The sequence below is a fragment of the Hoeflea sp. genome (genome assembly GCF_984452065.1).
This window is the reverse complement of record NZ_CFHWAF010000043.1, coordinates 1-15,001: the sequence shown is the minus strand read 5'-3', so window position 1 is coordinate 15,001 and position 15,001 is coordinate 1. Positions and strand designations below refer to the sequence as shown.

16 protein-coding genes are annotated in these 15,001 nt (G+C 60.0%); 7 read left to right on the top strand and 9 right to left on the bottom strand.

The features are described from left to right. Positions 1 to 113: 113 nt before the first annotated feature. The 4 genes from AC5E6N_RS10480 to AC5E6N_RS10465 are packed head-to-tail and all read left to right on the top strand — an operon-like array spanning position 114 to position 4,804. Positions 114 to 1,703, top strand: a complete 1,590-nt coding sequence (locus AC5E6N_RS10480; RefSeq protein ID WP_491747765.1) for an ABC transporter ATP-binding protein — start codon at positions 114 to 116, stop codon at positions 1,701 to 1,703. Beyond that, positions 1,693 to 2,790, top strand: a complete 1,098-nt coding sequence (locus AC5E6N_RS10475; protein WP_491747764.1) for an ABC transporter permease — start codon at positions 1,693 to 1,695, stop codon at positions 2,788 to 2,790. The genes AC5E6N_RS10480 and AC5E6N_RS10475 overlap by 11 nt, the downstream gene beginning before the upstream one ends. Then, positions 2,787 to 3,707, top strand: coding sequence for an ABC transporter permease (locus AC5E6N_RS10470; protein ID WP_491747763.1), 921 nt, complete (start codon positions 2,787 to 2,789; stop codon positions 3,705 to 3,707). The genes AC5E6N_RS10475 and AC5E6N_RS10470 overlap by 4 nt, the downstream gene beginning before the upstream one ends. A gap of 32 nt (positions 3,708 to 3,739) precedes the next feature. Then, a complete protein-coding gene (locus AC5E6N_RS10465) occupies positions 3,740 to 4,804 on the top strand; it encodes a BMP family ABC transporter substrate-binding protein (RefSeq protein WP_491747777.1) in 1,065 nt (354 codons plus the stop codon). Here AC5E6N_RS10465 and AC5E6N_RS10460 read toward each other — a convergent pair. The 5 genes from AC5E6N_RS10460 to AC5E6N_RS10440 form a co-directional block, all read right to left on the bottom strand. Next, on the bottom strand, positions 4,724 to 5,089 hold the full coding sequence (locus tag AC5E6N_RS10460) for a hypothetical protein (protein WP_491747780.1): 366 nt from the start codon (positions 5,087 to 5,089) through the stop codon (positions 4,724 to 4,726). The two genes, AC5E6N_RS10465 and AC5E6N_RS10460, sit on opposite strands and share 81 nt — an antisense overlap. A gap of 5 nt (positions 5,090 to 5,094) precedes the next feature. Continuing rightward, positions 5,095 to 6,498 carry an SEL1-like repeat protein gene (locus AC5E6N_RS10455; protein WP_491747762.1) on the bottom strand — a complete coding sequence of 468 codons (1,404 nt, stop codon included), beginning with the start codon at positions 6,496 to 6,498 and terminating at the stop codon, positions 5,095 to 5,097. A gap of 522 nt (positions 6,499 to 7,020) precedes the next feature. Next, the gene (locus AC5E6N_RS10450) at positions 7,021 to 7,467 is read right to left on the bottom strand and encodes an SgcJ/EcaC family oxidoreductase (protein ID WP_491747761.1); all 447 of its coding nucleotides are present in this window, start codon (positions 7,465 to 7,467) and stop codon (positions 7,021 to 7,023) included. 53 nt (positions 7,468 to 7,520) lie between these two features. Then, positions 7,521 to 8,411 (bottom strand): NmrA/HSCARG family protein, encoded by an 891-nt coding sequence (locus AC5E6N_RS10445; RefSeq protein WP_491747760.1) that lies wholly within the window; start codon positions 8,409 to 8,411, stop codon positions 7,521 to 7,523. A gap of 97 nt (positions 8,412 to 8,508) precedes the next feature. Next, positions 8,509 to 9,330 (bottom strand): LysR family transcriptional regulator, encoded by an 822-nt coding sequence (locus AC5E6N_RS10440; protein ID WP_491747759.1) that lies wholly within the window; start codon positions 9,328 to 9,330, stop codon positions 8,509 to 8,511. A gap of 97 nt (positions 9,331 to 9,427) precedes the next feature. Here AC5E6N_RS10440 and AC5E6N_RS10435 point away from each other — a divergent pair, with 97 nt between their 5' ends. Beyond that, positions 9,428 to 10,768, top strand: coding sequence for an MATE family efflux transporter (locus AC5E6N_RS10435; RefSeq protein WP_491747758.1), 1,341 nt, complete (start codon positions 9,428 to 9,430; stop codon positions 10,766 to 10,768). Positions 10,769 to 10,891: 123 nt separating this feature from the next. Here the strand turns inward: AC5E6N_RS10435 and AC5E6N_RS10430 are convergent, their stop codons facing one another. From AC5E6N_RS10430 to AC5E6N_RS10420, 3 genes are read right to left on the bottom strand one after another with little or no spacing between them, the layout of a single operon-like run. Further along, entirely contained in the window at positions 10,892 to 11,668 is a 777-nt protein-coding gene (locus AC5E6N_RS10430) for a hypothetical protein (RefSeq protein WP_491747757.1), read from the bottom strand. A 19-nt stretch (positions 11,669 to 11,687) separates the two neighbouring features. Continuing rightward, entirely contained in the window at positions 11,688 to 12,419 is a 732-nt protein-coding gene (locus AC5E6N_RS10425) for a HupE/UreJ family protein (protein ID WP_491747756.1), read from the bottom strand. A 60-nt stretch (positions 12,420 to 12,479) separates the two neighbouring features. Beyond that, positions 12,480 to 12,872 carry a hypothetical protein gene (locus tag AC5E6N_RS10420; protein ID WP_491747755.1) on the bottom strand — a complete coding sequence of 131 codons (393 nt, stop codon included), beginning with the start codon at positions 12,870 to 12,872 and terminating at the stop codon, positions 12,480 to 12,482. 54 nt (positions 12,873 to 12,926) lie between these two features. Here AC5E6N_RS10420 and AC5E6N_RS10415 point away from each other — a divergent pair, with 54 nt between their 5' ends. Further along, positions 12,927 to 13,184: a metal-sensing transcriptional repressor gene (locus AC5E6N_RS10415; RefSeq protein WP_491747754.1), complete on the top strand. Its 258-nt coding sequence runs from the start codon at positions 12,927 to 12,929 to the stop codon at positions 13,182 to 13,184. A 5-nt stretch (positions 13,185 to 13,189) separates the two neighbouring features. Beyond that, positions 13,190 to 14,527: an MFS transporter gene (locus tag AC5E6N_RS10410; protein WP_491747753.1), complete on the top strand. Its 1,338-nt coding sequence runs from the start codon at positions 13,190 to 13,192 to the stop codon at positions 14,525 to 14,527. Between the two features lie 11 nt (positions 14,528 to 14,538). Here AC5E6N_RS10410 and AC5E6N_RS10405 read toward each other — a convergent pair. Next, positions 14,539 to 15,001 (bottom strand): hypothetical protein (locus tag AC5E6N_RS10405; protein ID WP_491747752.1); only part of this gene is annotated, 463 nt, incomplete at its 5' end.

The window sequence follows — 15,001 nt, the reverse complement described above, 5'->3', positions numbered from 1 at the left end:
CAATTATGTGTCAAAATTTTGAAGCTCTTTCTCGGCGTTCGATCTTTTTGCTTCGCGGCCACTGCGCCTAGGATCAAGTCGGGCTGGAACCGCGCAATGCGGGGGAGGACATTTTGGCTGATGGCGAAGCTGAGCAGGATCACTGCCTGCTGGAAGTGCGTGGCTTGACCAGGATATTTGGCGAGCTTCGGGCAAATGACGGAATTGACCTGGAGATCAGGTCCAGCGAAATCCACGCCCTTCTCGGCGAGAACGGTGCCGGAAAATCCACGCTCGTGAAAATGCTGTTCGGCTCGCTCGAGCCGACGTCGGGTCAGATTGTCTGGAAAGGCAGCCCGGTGCGTATCTCAAGCCCCGGACAGGCGCGTGGCCTCGGGATCGGCATGGTGTTTCAGCATTTTTCTCTCTTCGAGGCATTGACGGTTGCCGAGAACATCGCGCTGTCCATGGACAGCGATGTTTCGATCGAGAACATTTCGGAACAGGCGGCCGTGCTGTCGCGCGAATACGGGCTGCCGCTCGACCCCAACGCCCATGTGGCTGATCTGTCTGTTGGCGAGCGTCAGCGCATCGAGATCGTCCGCACGCTTCTGCAGAACCCCGAACTCATTATTCTCGACGAGCCGACTTCGGTTCTGACGCCGCAGGAAGCCGACAGGCTGTTTGAAACGCTGGAGAAAATCCGCTCCGAGGGCCGTTCCGTTCTTTACATCAGCCACCGGCTTGAGGAAGTGCAGCGCCTGTGCGACCGGGCAACGGTCCTGCGTCACGGCAAACTGACCGGAGATTGCGACCCGCGTGCCGAAACACCCGCATCCCTGGCGCGTATGATGGTCGGCACGGAAGTGCAGACGGTTTCCAATACCGGCGGCAAGGTTTCGGACAACATACTGATCGAGGCGCGAAACCTGGACGCGCCGGCGCGAACGCCATTTGCCGTCGCGCTGAAGGACATCGACCTGACGGTCCGCGGCGGTGAGGTCATCGGAATTGCAGGCGTTGCCGGCAACGGACAAAGCGAGCTTTTCGATGTCCTGTCCGGAGAGGAACTGGCGCAAAATCCGGGCGATATCCGCATTTGCGGAACGGACGCCGGCCGTCTTGGAATTTCCGCGCGACGGCTTCTTGGCGCCGGCTTCGTTCCCGAAGAGCGCCACGGACATGCCGCGGTGTCTTCCATGACGCTGTCGGAAAACATGGTGCTTGCACGGCACACATCGGATGCCGATACGTTTCTCACCGGCGGTCCGCTGAAAATCATCAGGCACAATGCCGTCCTGCAAGCCTCCGAGCGCATCATCGAGGAGATGGATGTCCGCATGTCGGGCGAGGATCCGGATGCATCCTCACTCTCGGGCGGTAACCTGCAAAAATATATTGTCGGGCGGGAGCTGGACCGCAGACCGGTCGCGATCGTCGTCAATCAGCCGACATGGGGCGTCGATGCCGGGGCCGCGAGCAGAATCCGGCAGGCCTTGATCGACCTGGCGGATGCCGGATCGGCCGTCGTCGTCATCAGCCAGGATCTCGATGAGATATTCGAGGTGGCCACCAGCATCGCCGTCATCAACGAAGGACGGCTGTCGGCTGCCGAACCCGCATCGCAGATGACACTGGAACGCATCGGTCTCCTGATGGGCGGCATTCACGGAGAAGACGCACCGGTCGCCGAAATCGGATTGGAGCCCGCCCATGCGCATTGAACTTGAACGCAGGCCGTCTCACTCCGCGCTTTTTTCGGTCCTGTCGCCGTTTATCGCGCTGGCGCTCACGGTTATCGCCGGGGCGATCATATTTTCAGCGATGGGCAAGAACCCCGTGCACGCGCTCTACAGCTTCTTCATCGAGCCGCTGACGGAGGTCTGGTCCCTGCATGAACTCGCCATCAAGGCGGCGCCGCTGATCCTGATCGCCGTCGGGCTTTCCGTTTGTTTCCGGTCGAACAACTGGAACATCGGCGCGGAAGGGCAGTTCATCATCGGCGGCGTCTTCGGCTCCGTCCTGCCGATCATGTTCCACGAATGGGATTCCTTCCTGGTGCTTCCCGTCATGCTCATCATGGGCATGATCGGCGGTGCGCTTTATGCGGCTATTCCGGCGCTTTTGAAAACCCGGTTCAACACCAATGAAATCCTGTCGAGCCTTATGCTCGTCTACGTCGCACAGCTTTTCCTGGACTGGATCGTGCGCGGTCCGTGGCGCAATCCGGAGGGTTTCAATTTTCCGGAAAGCCGCGAATTCCACATGAATGCAATCCTTCCGGAAATCCTGCCGGCGTCGGGACGGGCCGATCTGGGTATTGTTTTTGCCGTCATCGCCACACTGCTGACCTGGTTCATGATGCGCTACATGCTCAAGGGTTTTGAGGTTTCGGTCCTCGGCCAGTCCGCACGGGCAGGACGCTTCGCCGGGTTTTCCGCCAACAGGATGGTGTTCTTCGCCTTTATCTTTTCCGGGGCCCTGGCCGGGTTCGCGGGCATTTCCGAGGTATCGGGCTCGATCGAACAACTGCAGCCGGTCATCTCGCCGGGATATGGTTTCACGGCGATCATCGTTGCGTTTCTGGGCCGTCTGAACCCGCTCGGCATATTCGCCGCCGGTCTCATCCTGGCGCTGACCTATCTGGGCGGAGAGGCCGCGCAGATTTCCATCGGCCTGCCGGACAAGATCGCCCGCGTTTTCCAGGGTCTGCTCCTGTTTTTCGTCCTCGCCTGCGACACGCTCATTCACTACCGGGTCAAGTTCCATACGGCAGCGCAGGGCAAACTGGCCGGAGAGGGCGCGAAATGACATTGATCGAAGCTGTTCTCCTCACCGTGACGACTGCGGCAACGCCGTTACTTCTTGCCGCCATGGGCGAACTCGTCGTGGAGCGGTCGGGCGTTCTCAATCTTGGTGTTGAAGGCATGATCGTCATGGGCGCAGCCATTGCCTTCGTGGCCGCAAAGGTCACCGGCAACCCGTATTTCGGCGCCGTTCTGGGGGCGTTTGCCGGTTGCGCATTTTCCCTGCTTTTCGGGTTCCTGACGCTGACGCTGGTCACGAACCAGGTCGCGACGGGTCTCGCGCTGACAATCCTGGGACTCGGCCTTTCCGGCATGATCGGCGAAGGCTATGTGGGCGAGCCGGGCGTTCAGCTTGAACCGATCAGCGTGCCGCTCCTCAATCAGCTTCCACTGGTCGGCCCGCTCCTCTTCGAGCAGGACATCATCTTCTATCTTTCCATTGTCGCCGTGATCGGGGTGAGCTGGTTCCTGTTCAGAACACGGCTCGGCCTGCAACTGCGCGCCATCGGCGACAGCCACGGCTCGGCCCACGCGCTCGGCATTTCGGTCATAAAGACCCGCTACTGCGCCGTCATGTTCGGCGGCCTGTGCGCCGGACTTGCCGGAGCGCAGCTGTCGCTTGTCTACACGCCGCAATGGGTTGAGAACATGTCCGCCGGGCGGGGATGGATTGCGCTGGCGCTGGTGGTCTTCGCAAGCTGGCGGCCGCTGCGGGTGCTTGCCGGCGCCTACCTTTTCGGCGCGGTGACCATCGGCCAGCTGCATGCCCAGGCGCTCGGCATCGGCATTCCCTCGCAGTTCCTCTCGGCGCTGCCCTATCTGGCGACGATTGTCGTGCTGGTTATAATCTCACGCAACCGGCGCCTGACGCTCATGAACACACCGGCCTCGCTCGGCCGGTCGTTCGTCCCGGACCGCTAACAAGACACAACCCAACAGAAGAGGTGAACATGATGAAAAAAACGCTATTGGCTCTTGCAGCCGCCGCCGCATTCAGTTTTGCGGCTTCGGCTGCGCAGGCCGCGACGAAGGTCTGCTTTGTCTATGTCGGCCCCAAAAATGACGGCGGCTGGAGCGAGGCGCACGACATCGGCCGCCAGGAGGTCCAGAACCATTTCGGCGACAAGGTCGAGACGGTGTTTCTGGAAAATGTCTCCGAAGGACCGGACGCGGAGCGGGCGATCGAGCGCCTGGCGAGATCCGGCTGCAACCTGATCTTCACAACGTCCTTCGGTTTCATGGAGCCGACGCTCGATGTCGCCGAGAGGTTTCCCGATGTGAAGTTCGAGCACGCGACCGGTTACAAGACGGCACCGAATGTGACCAACTACAATTCGCGCTTCTATCAGGGCCGCTACATCCAGGGGCAGATCGCCGGCAAGATGTCTGAAGCCGGCGTTGCCGGATATATCGCATCCTTCCCGATCCCCGAGGTGGTGATGGGCATCAATTCCTTCCTCCTGGGTGCGCAATCGGTCAATCCGGATTTCCAGATCAAGGTGGTCTGGGTGAACACCTGGGCCGATGCCGGCAAGGAAGCGGATGCGGCCAAGGCATTGATTGACCAGGGTGTCGATATTCTCACGCAACACACCGACACGACCGCGCCGATGCAGATCGCAGCCGAGCGCGGCATCAAGGCGTTCGGTCAGGCCCTCGATATGATCGAGGCCGGACCGGAAACACAGCTCACCGCCATCATCGACAGCTGGGGCCCGTATTACATCAAACGAACCCAGGCGGTCATGGACAGCACATGGGAGAGCCAGTCGACATGGGACGGTCTTGTCGACGGCATCCTGACCATGGCGCCGTATACAAACATGCCCGACGACGTCAAACAGATGGCGATGGAAACGGAAGCCAAGATCATCAGCGGTGAATTCGAGCCCTTCACCGGACCGATCACCAAGCAGGACGGCTCCGAGTGGCTGAAATCAGGCGAGGTGGCCGATGACGGATCGCTGCTGAGCATGAACTTCTACATCGAGGGTGTCGACGATCAGTTGCCGCAGTAAAGGCCGCAGGCTGGAAAAACCGGCAAAGGGCGCCCCGGGGCGCCCTTTTTGGGCGGCGCGCATTGGACCAGTTGTAATAAGGCTTTCCGCAATGCCTTCACGGCGACACAGAGTGGAAATGCTTTCATCGCCCCGCAGACCTTTCAAAGCAACGCGAATCTTTATCTTCTTCTGAAAAGCAATCGCTAAGTCAAACGGCCAATGTCCTTGGTACCCTTTCCAGTCCCGGATGTTTGTCTCAAAATAAACAGCTAGTACGGCTTCTATTCTGTAACGATCAATCAATCCATTCAAGCGTTGTAGAAAAGTGGTATTTCTTCATCGTTTGTACCATACAGAAGTTCCTGATTCGACGGCAAGCGCCCATTATAGCCTTTAGCTATATCGAGCAAGTGTTGCCATCTAAGCCATGTAAAAAATGGTATTTTTTCATCATTTTTACCATGAATAAGTTCCCTCTTCGACGGCAAGTGCCCAAATTCAGCAAGCTGATAAAGAAACTTCATGCCTTCACGAGTTTCTTCAGTATTTAATCCACTATTTTCATATATTAAGGCCAATTTATACTGTGCTTCAACATGACCTTTTTCTGCAAGTCTCTTAAGTTCTGAGACTATAGTTGGGCGATCTTCAGGAAAAATTACACGGTGATCTTCAATTTTTCCTTTTTGATTGCGACATGCCAGGTAATACTCAGCCTCGAGACATCCACCGTTTATAGCTTGTTGAAGTAATTGCTCTTTATTGAACCTTTCAGATTGGTAATTATCGTGCGCGTAACAGAGATGTAGTCTGTATAGGTCAAACGGGTTTTTATTACTAATTGCGTTATCCGCAATCTTTTCGACTGCCTGCTCCCAAGGGACATCTTCATGGCCAAGGTGAATCAATTCCACATATGCATCATATGAATCATCTTTTTCATGACATATTTGGTTGTTAAAAAAATTGCGTTGAATTGACAGTAACGATTCTTTGATTTTATTGTCTAGAGTGGCAATGCGCTCTTCTCTTTTATCGACGTAGCTCTTTGGCACCAGTCCGATTTTCGCCAATCCCTTTAGCATTCGATGAAATAGGGTATATCGGTCTGAATGCTGATTGACTAGTTCATCTTTACCTCTGGCAAACTTCTGCAAATTTATTTCCCCGTTGGAGTAAACTGCGGCAACAGCCGCCCTAACTCTGGCTGAAACTTGTTCACCGTTTTTGGGACACTTTTGTTCTGCGTTGTGCAAGTGCTTAAGGCCTTGGTGGACCCATTTGAAATTATCGACGTAAAAACCATACGCGATTTTTATGCCCGCCTTGTAGGCCGCTTTCTTAAGCGCTGCTTCATTACGACTTTCCTTCCAGCTTTGGAAACGGCTGGCAGTTTTTTCAAAGAACCCCGGGATCTTTTTGGCAGATTTGTTGGCGGTAACATCTGGCCGTCGCTCAGACTGACCTACACGAACCCGAAGTGACCGTTCAGAAGAGGCTGTTCGATCAAGACCGCCTTGCCCAACGAGTGCGGCAGAAGACGATACATTTGTTGACGAAATTACCATATTGTGTCTCCATAGGCTGCTTGAATCTGCGACGTGTTGATGCCAAATCATATCCAAAGCAACTTCTTCTGGTGTTTCAAACGACACAGTCCAAATGCCTCTTTTCTTCTGGGGCTGATGACGTAGATGTCCGCCGCTGGCCATCGTCAATCCCAAGGGGCACAATGGTCATCGATCTGCTCCTTCCTCTCAAACACATCGGCACCATAACTCGGCGCTGGCAGGAGGGGTGGGTTATCCCATAAAAGACCCTGAAAGCCGCGGAACAGGAACAGCCCGATGTTGCTGCCGGCGCCGGATTTGGTCGGCGGTGAAGTTCAGGTGTATGCCAAAACGTGGGGCGGCGAACCCACACCGGGTGTTGCTCCATCCCAACCAACCCCTAGGACTCGTCCCGACGAACCATCCATTACGGGTCTCGCCAACGGCGGTTTCGTCGTGAGCTGGGTGTCCCATGGCCAGGACGGTGATGGGCGCGGCATTTACCTGCAGCGCTACGATGTGCGGTTGGCGGGCCACGCGAGTCGATAATACGAACTATTCCTTCGCTATAGCCCTACGCTAGAGATGCTTCAGAGCATGACTAAGCTCGACGCCGTTCGCGAAGCCCCGCTATTCTTCTACGATGCCGTATTGAGCAAAAGCCAAGGCCTGAAGGCAGGTTCGTCATGACCGATAACTAGCAGGTCGCAAGCCACCGTTACCGACTACATGGGTATCCGCGCCTTCAACCCGGTCGGTGTTCTGGCAACTGACGATTTCGAACCCGGACGACCCCCGCCGCGTGACCATGGAGATGACCGCCACGCGGCGGCCCGCTTCCGAGCCCCCGAGGCCGGACTGACCATCAAGGGTCGAGATGGTGTGGACGATATGAATGTCCGGCGTGAGTTGGCGCACGGCCAGTTCGATGATCTCGACCCTGGCGTTCTGGAAGATGCGCCGGAAGCCGTAATCATGGGCCTTGCGAATGGCCTTGCGGCTGCGCCACCACAGGCCCACGACATTGACGAAGTCGGCATCCTCGGCGAACAGAGCGCCGATGCCGTCCGCATCGCCCGCGTTCCAGCGGTCGAAAAAGGCCCGGGCAACAGCTTCTCCGCTTTCGAACATGGCTTGTTTCCTCCCGCTACGGTGGTGATCAAGGGACCGTTGCCGCTCGCCAGTCACGCCGTCTTGGCTTTGGTGTCTTCATCCCAACCGGCCTGTTTCAGATAGGTCTCGAAATCCATGGCATCAGGATTGAAGCGGCGCATATAGGCAGGACCCCCATCCATACCGAACGTGTCGAAATAGCGATACATCAGCATGAGTTCCTCTCCTTGTTCGGCGACGCACTGTTCCCAGCTCATCTGCTCGTAACGCAGCGTCTGGCCGGTGATGCGCGACAGGGTCGCGGTGATCTCGTCCATGGTCGAGACGTCACCGGCGAGCGGCATGATCTGTCTGGTCCAGATTTCCGGGTGCTCGAAGGCCGTAACGGCCATGGCGGCGATGTCGGCGACAGCGACCTGCCGGTAGAGCGTATCCGGCCGGATCGGATAGCGCACGACACCGCTTTCCAGGATCGCCCGTCGATCCCATTCCCAATTGTCCATGAAGGCGGCGGGCCGAAAGACGGTCCAAGGCGTATCGAGGGCGCGGACACGGGTTTCGACCTGCCATTTGCTCTCCAGATGCGGGACGCCGGTGTTGCGATCCATCGTGGAGGCGCCGCTATAGACGATGTGTTCGATGCCGGACGCAGCGGCGGCTTCTGTCAGGTTGAGGCCCTGATGCAGTTCGGCTTCGACACCGGCTTCCAAAAAGTCCTGAACCGAGAACAGCGCGCCGGCGCCCGCAAGCGCGTGATCAAGAGAGATGCGGTCTTCCAGATCGGCGCGCACCACCTCCGCGCCCTTCGCTGCAAGCGCTTGGGCAGCCGGCTTGTCGGGGCTACGAGTCAGCGCGCGAACCTTGTGGCCGCGTGTGAGAAGGCGATGGGCGACGGCGCCGCCCTGCTTGCCGGTCGCGCCGGCGACGGCGATTGGACGGGTGTGAATCTTGGTATTCGACATCTGACAAGCTCCCTGCATGGATGATGCGGGGAAGATAGATGTTGCAATTTAGCTTATAAGGCATTCCATCGCGCATTGGACGCGCATTATTGCAGCATCAGGGCGTAACGCGTTTCATCGTCTGCACAAAGGCCTGCACTTTGGCGGACCGGTGCAGGTCCACATGGGTCACCGCCCAGACCTGTTCGTGCCAATCGTCTTGCGCTGGCGCCAGTTCAATCAGCCGCGCATTCTCGGCCATCGTCCTGGGCAGGAAACCCGCGGCGCTGCCAGCGCGCACGGTGGCCCAGAGCGCCGCGATGCTGTCGCTGGTGATGATGACCTGCTCAGCCGGGATGGTCTCATGCATCCACTCGAAATAGGGCGTGGACGGCGCGTGCCGCCCCGGTCCGGCGAACCGGCTCTCGTCGGCTTTCGATCCATAAAACCCGACGGGCAAACGCTGAACCGGCAGGACGACATTGTCGGGATGGTCCGGTTTGGGGCCGATGCGGAAGGCGATGTCCGCCTCGCCGTATTCCAGCTTCAGCACCCGGTCGCTGCTGACCAGATGAACGCGGACGCCGTCATGTTCGCGCTGAAACGCCTCGATGATCGGCAGGATCGTCGGGACCAGCACATCGACGCAGGTGACGGTAAAGACACCCGTCAGATCGCCGATGCTCCCCTTGGCCAGGCGAAAGAGCTCACCGAATTGCGCGTCGGTCGCATCGGCGATGCGCAGCAGGTCACGGCCCAACTCAGTCGGTGAAAAGCCGCGGGCATGGCGCTGGAAGAGTTTTGCGCCGAGCGCGGTCTCCAAGGCGTCGATATGGCGAGTGACCGTTGCCCGATGCACGCCAAGCGCCTCCGCCGCGGCGCTGATAGTGCCAAGCCGCGCCACTTGAGCGGCCGTTCGGATTTCGTCCCAGTTTTCCATGCTGCATCAATGCGCATTATACGCGCATTTCCTTCACTTGTGAGCATCAACGCAACACTATGTATCTGGGCTCAGGATTTCAAATTGGAGCCTGTGCGTGTCCAGAACCGTCGCCGCTTCGCAGCCCAGTCTGCGCGCTATTTTCTCAGAAGTTCCACCGCTCCTGCGGTTGGCCATCCCGGTGATCGTCGGTCTGATTTCCGGGACGCTGATGGGCGTCGTCGATACGCTGATGATCGCCCCCCTCGGGACCGATGCGCTGGCGGCGATCGGCCTTGCGACGAGTGCTCTGATCATCGTCTATTCCGGTCTGTTCGGCCTGTTGTCGGTTGTCGCCGTCGCCATGGCTCAGGCTCATGGCGCGAAGGACCAGCGTGCGCTTGCAGCGCACCTGACGAGTGGGATGGTGTTGGCGACGCTGGCAGCACTGGCGGTTGCCGGCGTAATGGTATTGGCCTTCCCGGCTTTCTCGCTGCTCACGTCATCGCAGGCGGTGTTGAACGCGCTGTTCCCCTATTGGTGCGCTATGGCCGCGATGACCGTTCCCTACGCGCTCTTTGGCGTGTTTCGCGGTCTCTACAACGCCGTCGACCGGCCCTGGGTCGCCGTCTGGTTCGGGCTTGCTGGTGTCGCTGTGAACATCCCGCTCAACTGGGGTCTCATCTACGCTGCAGATCTCGGGCTGTTGGGCGCAGGTCTGGCGAGCCTCGCTGCCAAGAGCATAACCCTTCTGATCGCGGCGTGGCATTGGCGCTATGCGCCGGGCATGGCGGCTCATCGGCGGACTGCCGGTTTCCGCTGGGCGCACATGCTCCGCCATGTGAAGGAGGGCGTGCCGGTCTCTCTCGGCAGTCTCGGCGAGGGCAGCGCCTATGCCGCCACGGGGCTGATGATGGCCTTGTTCGGCGCCGTCGCACTTGCCGCAAACCAGGTCGTCCATTCCATCGGCGCGATCATGTATATGGTGCCGATGGGCATGACGGCGGCCGTCGCCATCCGCATGGGACAGGCGGTAGGAGCCCGAGAAGTCAACCGCTATCGATCGATCTTTCTGGCCGCAAACGGCGTCGTTCTTGCCTGGGCGGCAATGGTGTTCGCACCACTTCTGGCCTTTCGCGATGACATTGCTGGCGCGCTCAGCACCGACCTTGAAGTCATTGCCCTGGCCGTGCCCATGTTTGTGACCATGGCCTTCATCCAGTTCGCCGACGGGCTCCAGTCCATCGCCCTGGGCGCCTTGCGCGGGCAAACCGACAATCGCGTCCCGAACGCGATCACCATCTCGGTCTACTGGGTCGTCGCGCTGCCGCTCGCTTATGCCGTCGGTTTTGTCCTCGGCCTCGGCCCGAGTGGGGTTCTGGCGGGGTATGCGATCGGTGTGCTGACGGCCGCGTTGCTTCTTCAGGCTCGCTTCTGGCGAAGAACACAAGCGGTATAGGTCATACGCCCTGTCACGCCAAAGCAATCAGATGATCTGGCGCGTATGAACGTGTTACTGCCGAAGACGACAGTCACGATGCCGCGCTAGCCGATTGATTGGCGGCTAGCGCGGCATCGTATTCTAAGGTGCGATCATGCGGTCGTATTCGCCGCGCGTGCGCAAGGTGAAGGTCACCGGCGCATCGGTGCGGTTGCGCCAGAACCAGCCGTGATTGCCATCGAAAGCGGCGACAAGCTCCCCTGACTGATCTGGCACGCCGCGTCCCTGTTCGTAAGTGACGCTTTGCCCGCCGCCGTCGCCATGGGTGTCGAAGTTGAGGACCGCGCCGTTGGCCGTCCACTCGAACTCAGCGCGTGCGCCTTCGCTCATCACCAGTTTGACCTCGATTCCCTCAGTCGGCGCCAATGTGTAGCTCACCTCGTCGCGCCATTGGGGCAATACTGGTTCCGGTGCCGGAGCGACGACCGCGGGTGCGGGAGCGATCTCCGCCGGAGCGGCCGGAACCGGCGCTGGATCGACCGCTGCTCCCAGTGACGGCGGTTCGGTGCCGATCACCGCGGCAATGCCAGCAATCTGGCTTTCCATCCGGTCAAGCCTAGCCAGAAGCGCAGGATCTGCAGAAACCCGTTCAGCGGCCGCCTGGGCCGCGAGAACGGCGTCTTCATCGGCGGCTTCGGCATAGAGTTGCTGCTTGATCTCGCCCATCTGGGTCAGCCCCATCACCCGACCGAGCCCGGTCGGATCGACGCCATACTCGGCAGGCAGCCAGAACAGCACGAGGATCGCCAAGGCGGCGGCCATGGAGCCAAGGGTCGCCCGTATGAGCCCGCGAGGGGTTGCTTTGACGCCATGGATATGGCCGGCGGCGTCTGTGTTTTCAAAAGTTTGGTTGGTCATATGTCGAATCTCCCGCCGCTCATGCGGCTGCAAAATAGCCGGTGATCTGAAGGCCCATGAGGGCGAACCCGGCGGTCATCATGAGGACGTTCACGGCGTAGGCCTGCCGAGCGAAGGAAGCGGTGGCGCGCCAATAGCGCATCACGACCAGGATGGCCGCGAGCGCGAGAAGCTGGCCGACCTCGACGCCGACATTGAAGGCGATGAGGTTCGGCCAGAGCCCGTCCGGCGAGATGTCGTAGTCGATGATCCTGGACGCGAGCCCGAAGCCGTGCAGGAAGCCGAAGATCAGCGTTGCGGCCTTGGTCGATGGCTGGAAGCCGAACCAGAGCCGAAAGGCGCCGAGATTGTCGAGCGCCTTGTAGACGACGGAAAAGCCGATGATGGCGTCGATGATGTAGCTCGATATGCCGAAATCGAACGCGACGCCGAGCAGCATCGTGGTCGAATGGCCGATGGCGAACAGCGAGACGTAAGTCGCGATCTGCTTGAACCCGTATAGGAAGAAGATCACGCCGAAGAGAAACAGCAGGTGATCGTATCCGGTCACCATGTGTTTGGCGCCGAGATAGAGGAACGGGATGAGGTGAACGCCCGTCACCTCCTGGATGTAGCCTTTGTCGCCAAGCGTGACGGCATGGGCGAAGGCCGTCTCCACCCAGGCGAGAGAAAGGGCGACGGCGAGCAGGAGCATGGTCGCGCCGCGCGCGCCGAGCCCCCGCCCGCGCGACGCGGCCGGTAGAATTGTCATGTGATGATCCTTGTCTGAACAGTCTGATGATGCGCCGATCAGGCGCGATTTTGGTTCTGTTCAGACGGATCTCGGCGGCCGCATCAGCCCCTCGGGCATGAGGTTTCGCAGGACGTCGCTAAAGGCGCATCTGCTCTTGTCTGGAAGCGGTGCGGACGTACTCGACGGCTGGCAGATCAATGCCAGAAGCGAGTGGTCGTGGTCTGCCGGATTATGTCCACCAAACGGCTCACCGTGGACGCCGCGCTCGGTATCGTCATGGGTGTGGCCATGGCTATGGTCGTGGCCGTGCGCAGAAACTTCCGTCGTTATCGAGAGAGCGGCCGCATGAGCCGCGGGACCATGGGTCAAGATGACGATGAGCGGCGCAACGATCAGCGCAAAGGCAGTCGTCAGCGCGATGAGGTTGCGCGCCGCATGCCAAGTCCTGCGATGGCGCGGCTTCTCGCCCATACGCTGCCTTCTCTTCAGGTTGCCTTATCCCCCTAGGGGGGATAGTTAGTCTTTATGACAGAACCACATCGGCACGCAACCCATCCCGGCATCGTCAAGCGGCTGAAACGCGCGGACGGTCATCTGCGACATGTTATCGAGATGATCGAGGACGGCCGGGCCTGCGCCGACATCGCGGTGCAGCTCCAGGCCGTGGAAAAGGCGGTGACGGCGGCCAAGCGCACGCTCATTCATGATCATATCGACCATTGCCTCGGCGCCGACGGCCAGACCGATCTCGCCGAGATGAAGGCGCTCGCCAAGCTGCTTTAGCCACCATGCTCAGTGTCCTGTCGAACCGCACCTACCGCAACCTGTTCGCTGCGCAGGTCGTCGCGTTGGTCGGCACCGGCCTTGCCACGGTGGCGCTGGGGCTGCTGGCCTGGGAACTGGCGGGCGGCGATGCCGGTCAGGTGCTGGGGACGGCGCTGGCAATCAAGATGGTCGCTTATGTCGCGCTGTCGCCGGTGGCGCAGGCCTTCGCCGACCGGGTTCCCCGGCGCACTCTGCTCGTTACGCTCAACCTGATCCGGGCCGGCGTCGCCGCGGCGCTGCCGTTTGTGACCGAGGTTTGGCAAATCTATCTGCTGATCTTCCTGCTACAGGCGGCGTCGGCCGGGTTCACGCCCGCGTTCCAGGCGACCATTCCCGACGTGCTGCCGGACGAGGAGGATTACACCAAGGCCCTGTCGCTGTCGCGGCTGGCCTATGATCTGGAAAGCCTGTTGTCGCCGATGCTGGCGGCGGCGCTCTTGACGGTGGTGAGTTTCCCGGTTCTGTTCGGCGGCACGGTGATCGGCTTTATCGCCTCCGCGCTGCTGGTGCTGTCAGTCACCTTGCCATGGCCGAAACCGGACACGCAGCACGATGTCTGGACGCGGATCACCCGTGGGACCCGCATCTATCTGGCGACGCCAAGACTAAGGGCGTTGCTCGCGCTGTCCTTCTCGGTCGCCGCTGCGGGCGCCATGGTGATCGTCAACACCGTGGTTCTGGTGCGTCAGGACCTTGGCTTGACCGATGAAGCGCTGGCGCTGACGCTCGCCGCCTTCGGCGCGGGATCAATGGTGGCCGCGCTCGGCCTGCCGCGCCTTCTGGAGACACGGAGCGACCGGCGCGTCATGCTTATCGGCGCAGCGAGCATGACGCTGGCGCTGGCGGCGATCGGCGTGGCAGGTACAGTCTACGGGCTGCGATGGTCTTGGCTACTGGCCGCCTGGTTCCTTGTGGGCGTCGGTTATTCGGCGGCTGTCACGCCGTCCGGGCGGCTTCTGCGCCGTTCGGGCCATGCAGAGGATCGCCCGGCCTTGTTTGCGGCGCAGTTTTCGCTGTCGCACGCCTGCTTCCTGATCACCTATCCGCTGGCCGGCTGGTTGCAGGCCGCCCATGGCAGCGTGACGGCGATTCTGGCGCTGGCCGCGCTCAGCGCCATCGGACTGGCGGCCGGTATGCTGCTTTGGCCGCGTCACGACGCGATCGAAATCGCGCATAGCCATGATGACCTTCCGTCCGACCATCCGCACATCGCCGATGGGGCACGCCACAGCCACGCCTATGTCATCGACGATCTGCATCCGCACTGGCCAGCCGACCGAGAGATTGCGCGCGGTGTTTAAGTGGAGTGATGCTATTCGGGCGTGTCGGTCGGTTTCAAACCGCGCCAAACAAGCCTGATCGTTTCGCGTCGGCGTTTCTCATCTGGCGGCGTCTTGAGCAGAGCGGCGGACAAGGCCTCTCCGTGCACGACCGAGATGAGAAGCCCGGCCATGGCGCTTCCGTCTCCTTTGCGGATGAAACCCTTTTCAGCGAGGTCGCCAAGCCGTGTGCTGAGGGCGCCGACCAAGCCGGACTCCATCATCGGCCCATGCGCGTCGGCCAAGTGATCCGAATGGAACGCCGTATGTGTGGCCAGTTGAACGAAGAGCGGCGCCACGGTTTCGAAGTACCGATAAAGACGCTCGGCGAGATCGGCGAGATAGGCTTCCGTTTCATCAGCGCTGCGCGGCGGATCGCCGAGCAGGTCTTCAAGATCCGGCGGCGGCGGCGCCCTGGCGGTAAAGAAGAGATCGTCCTTCGAGCCGCAGCGCTGA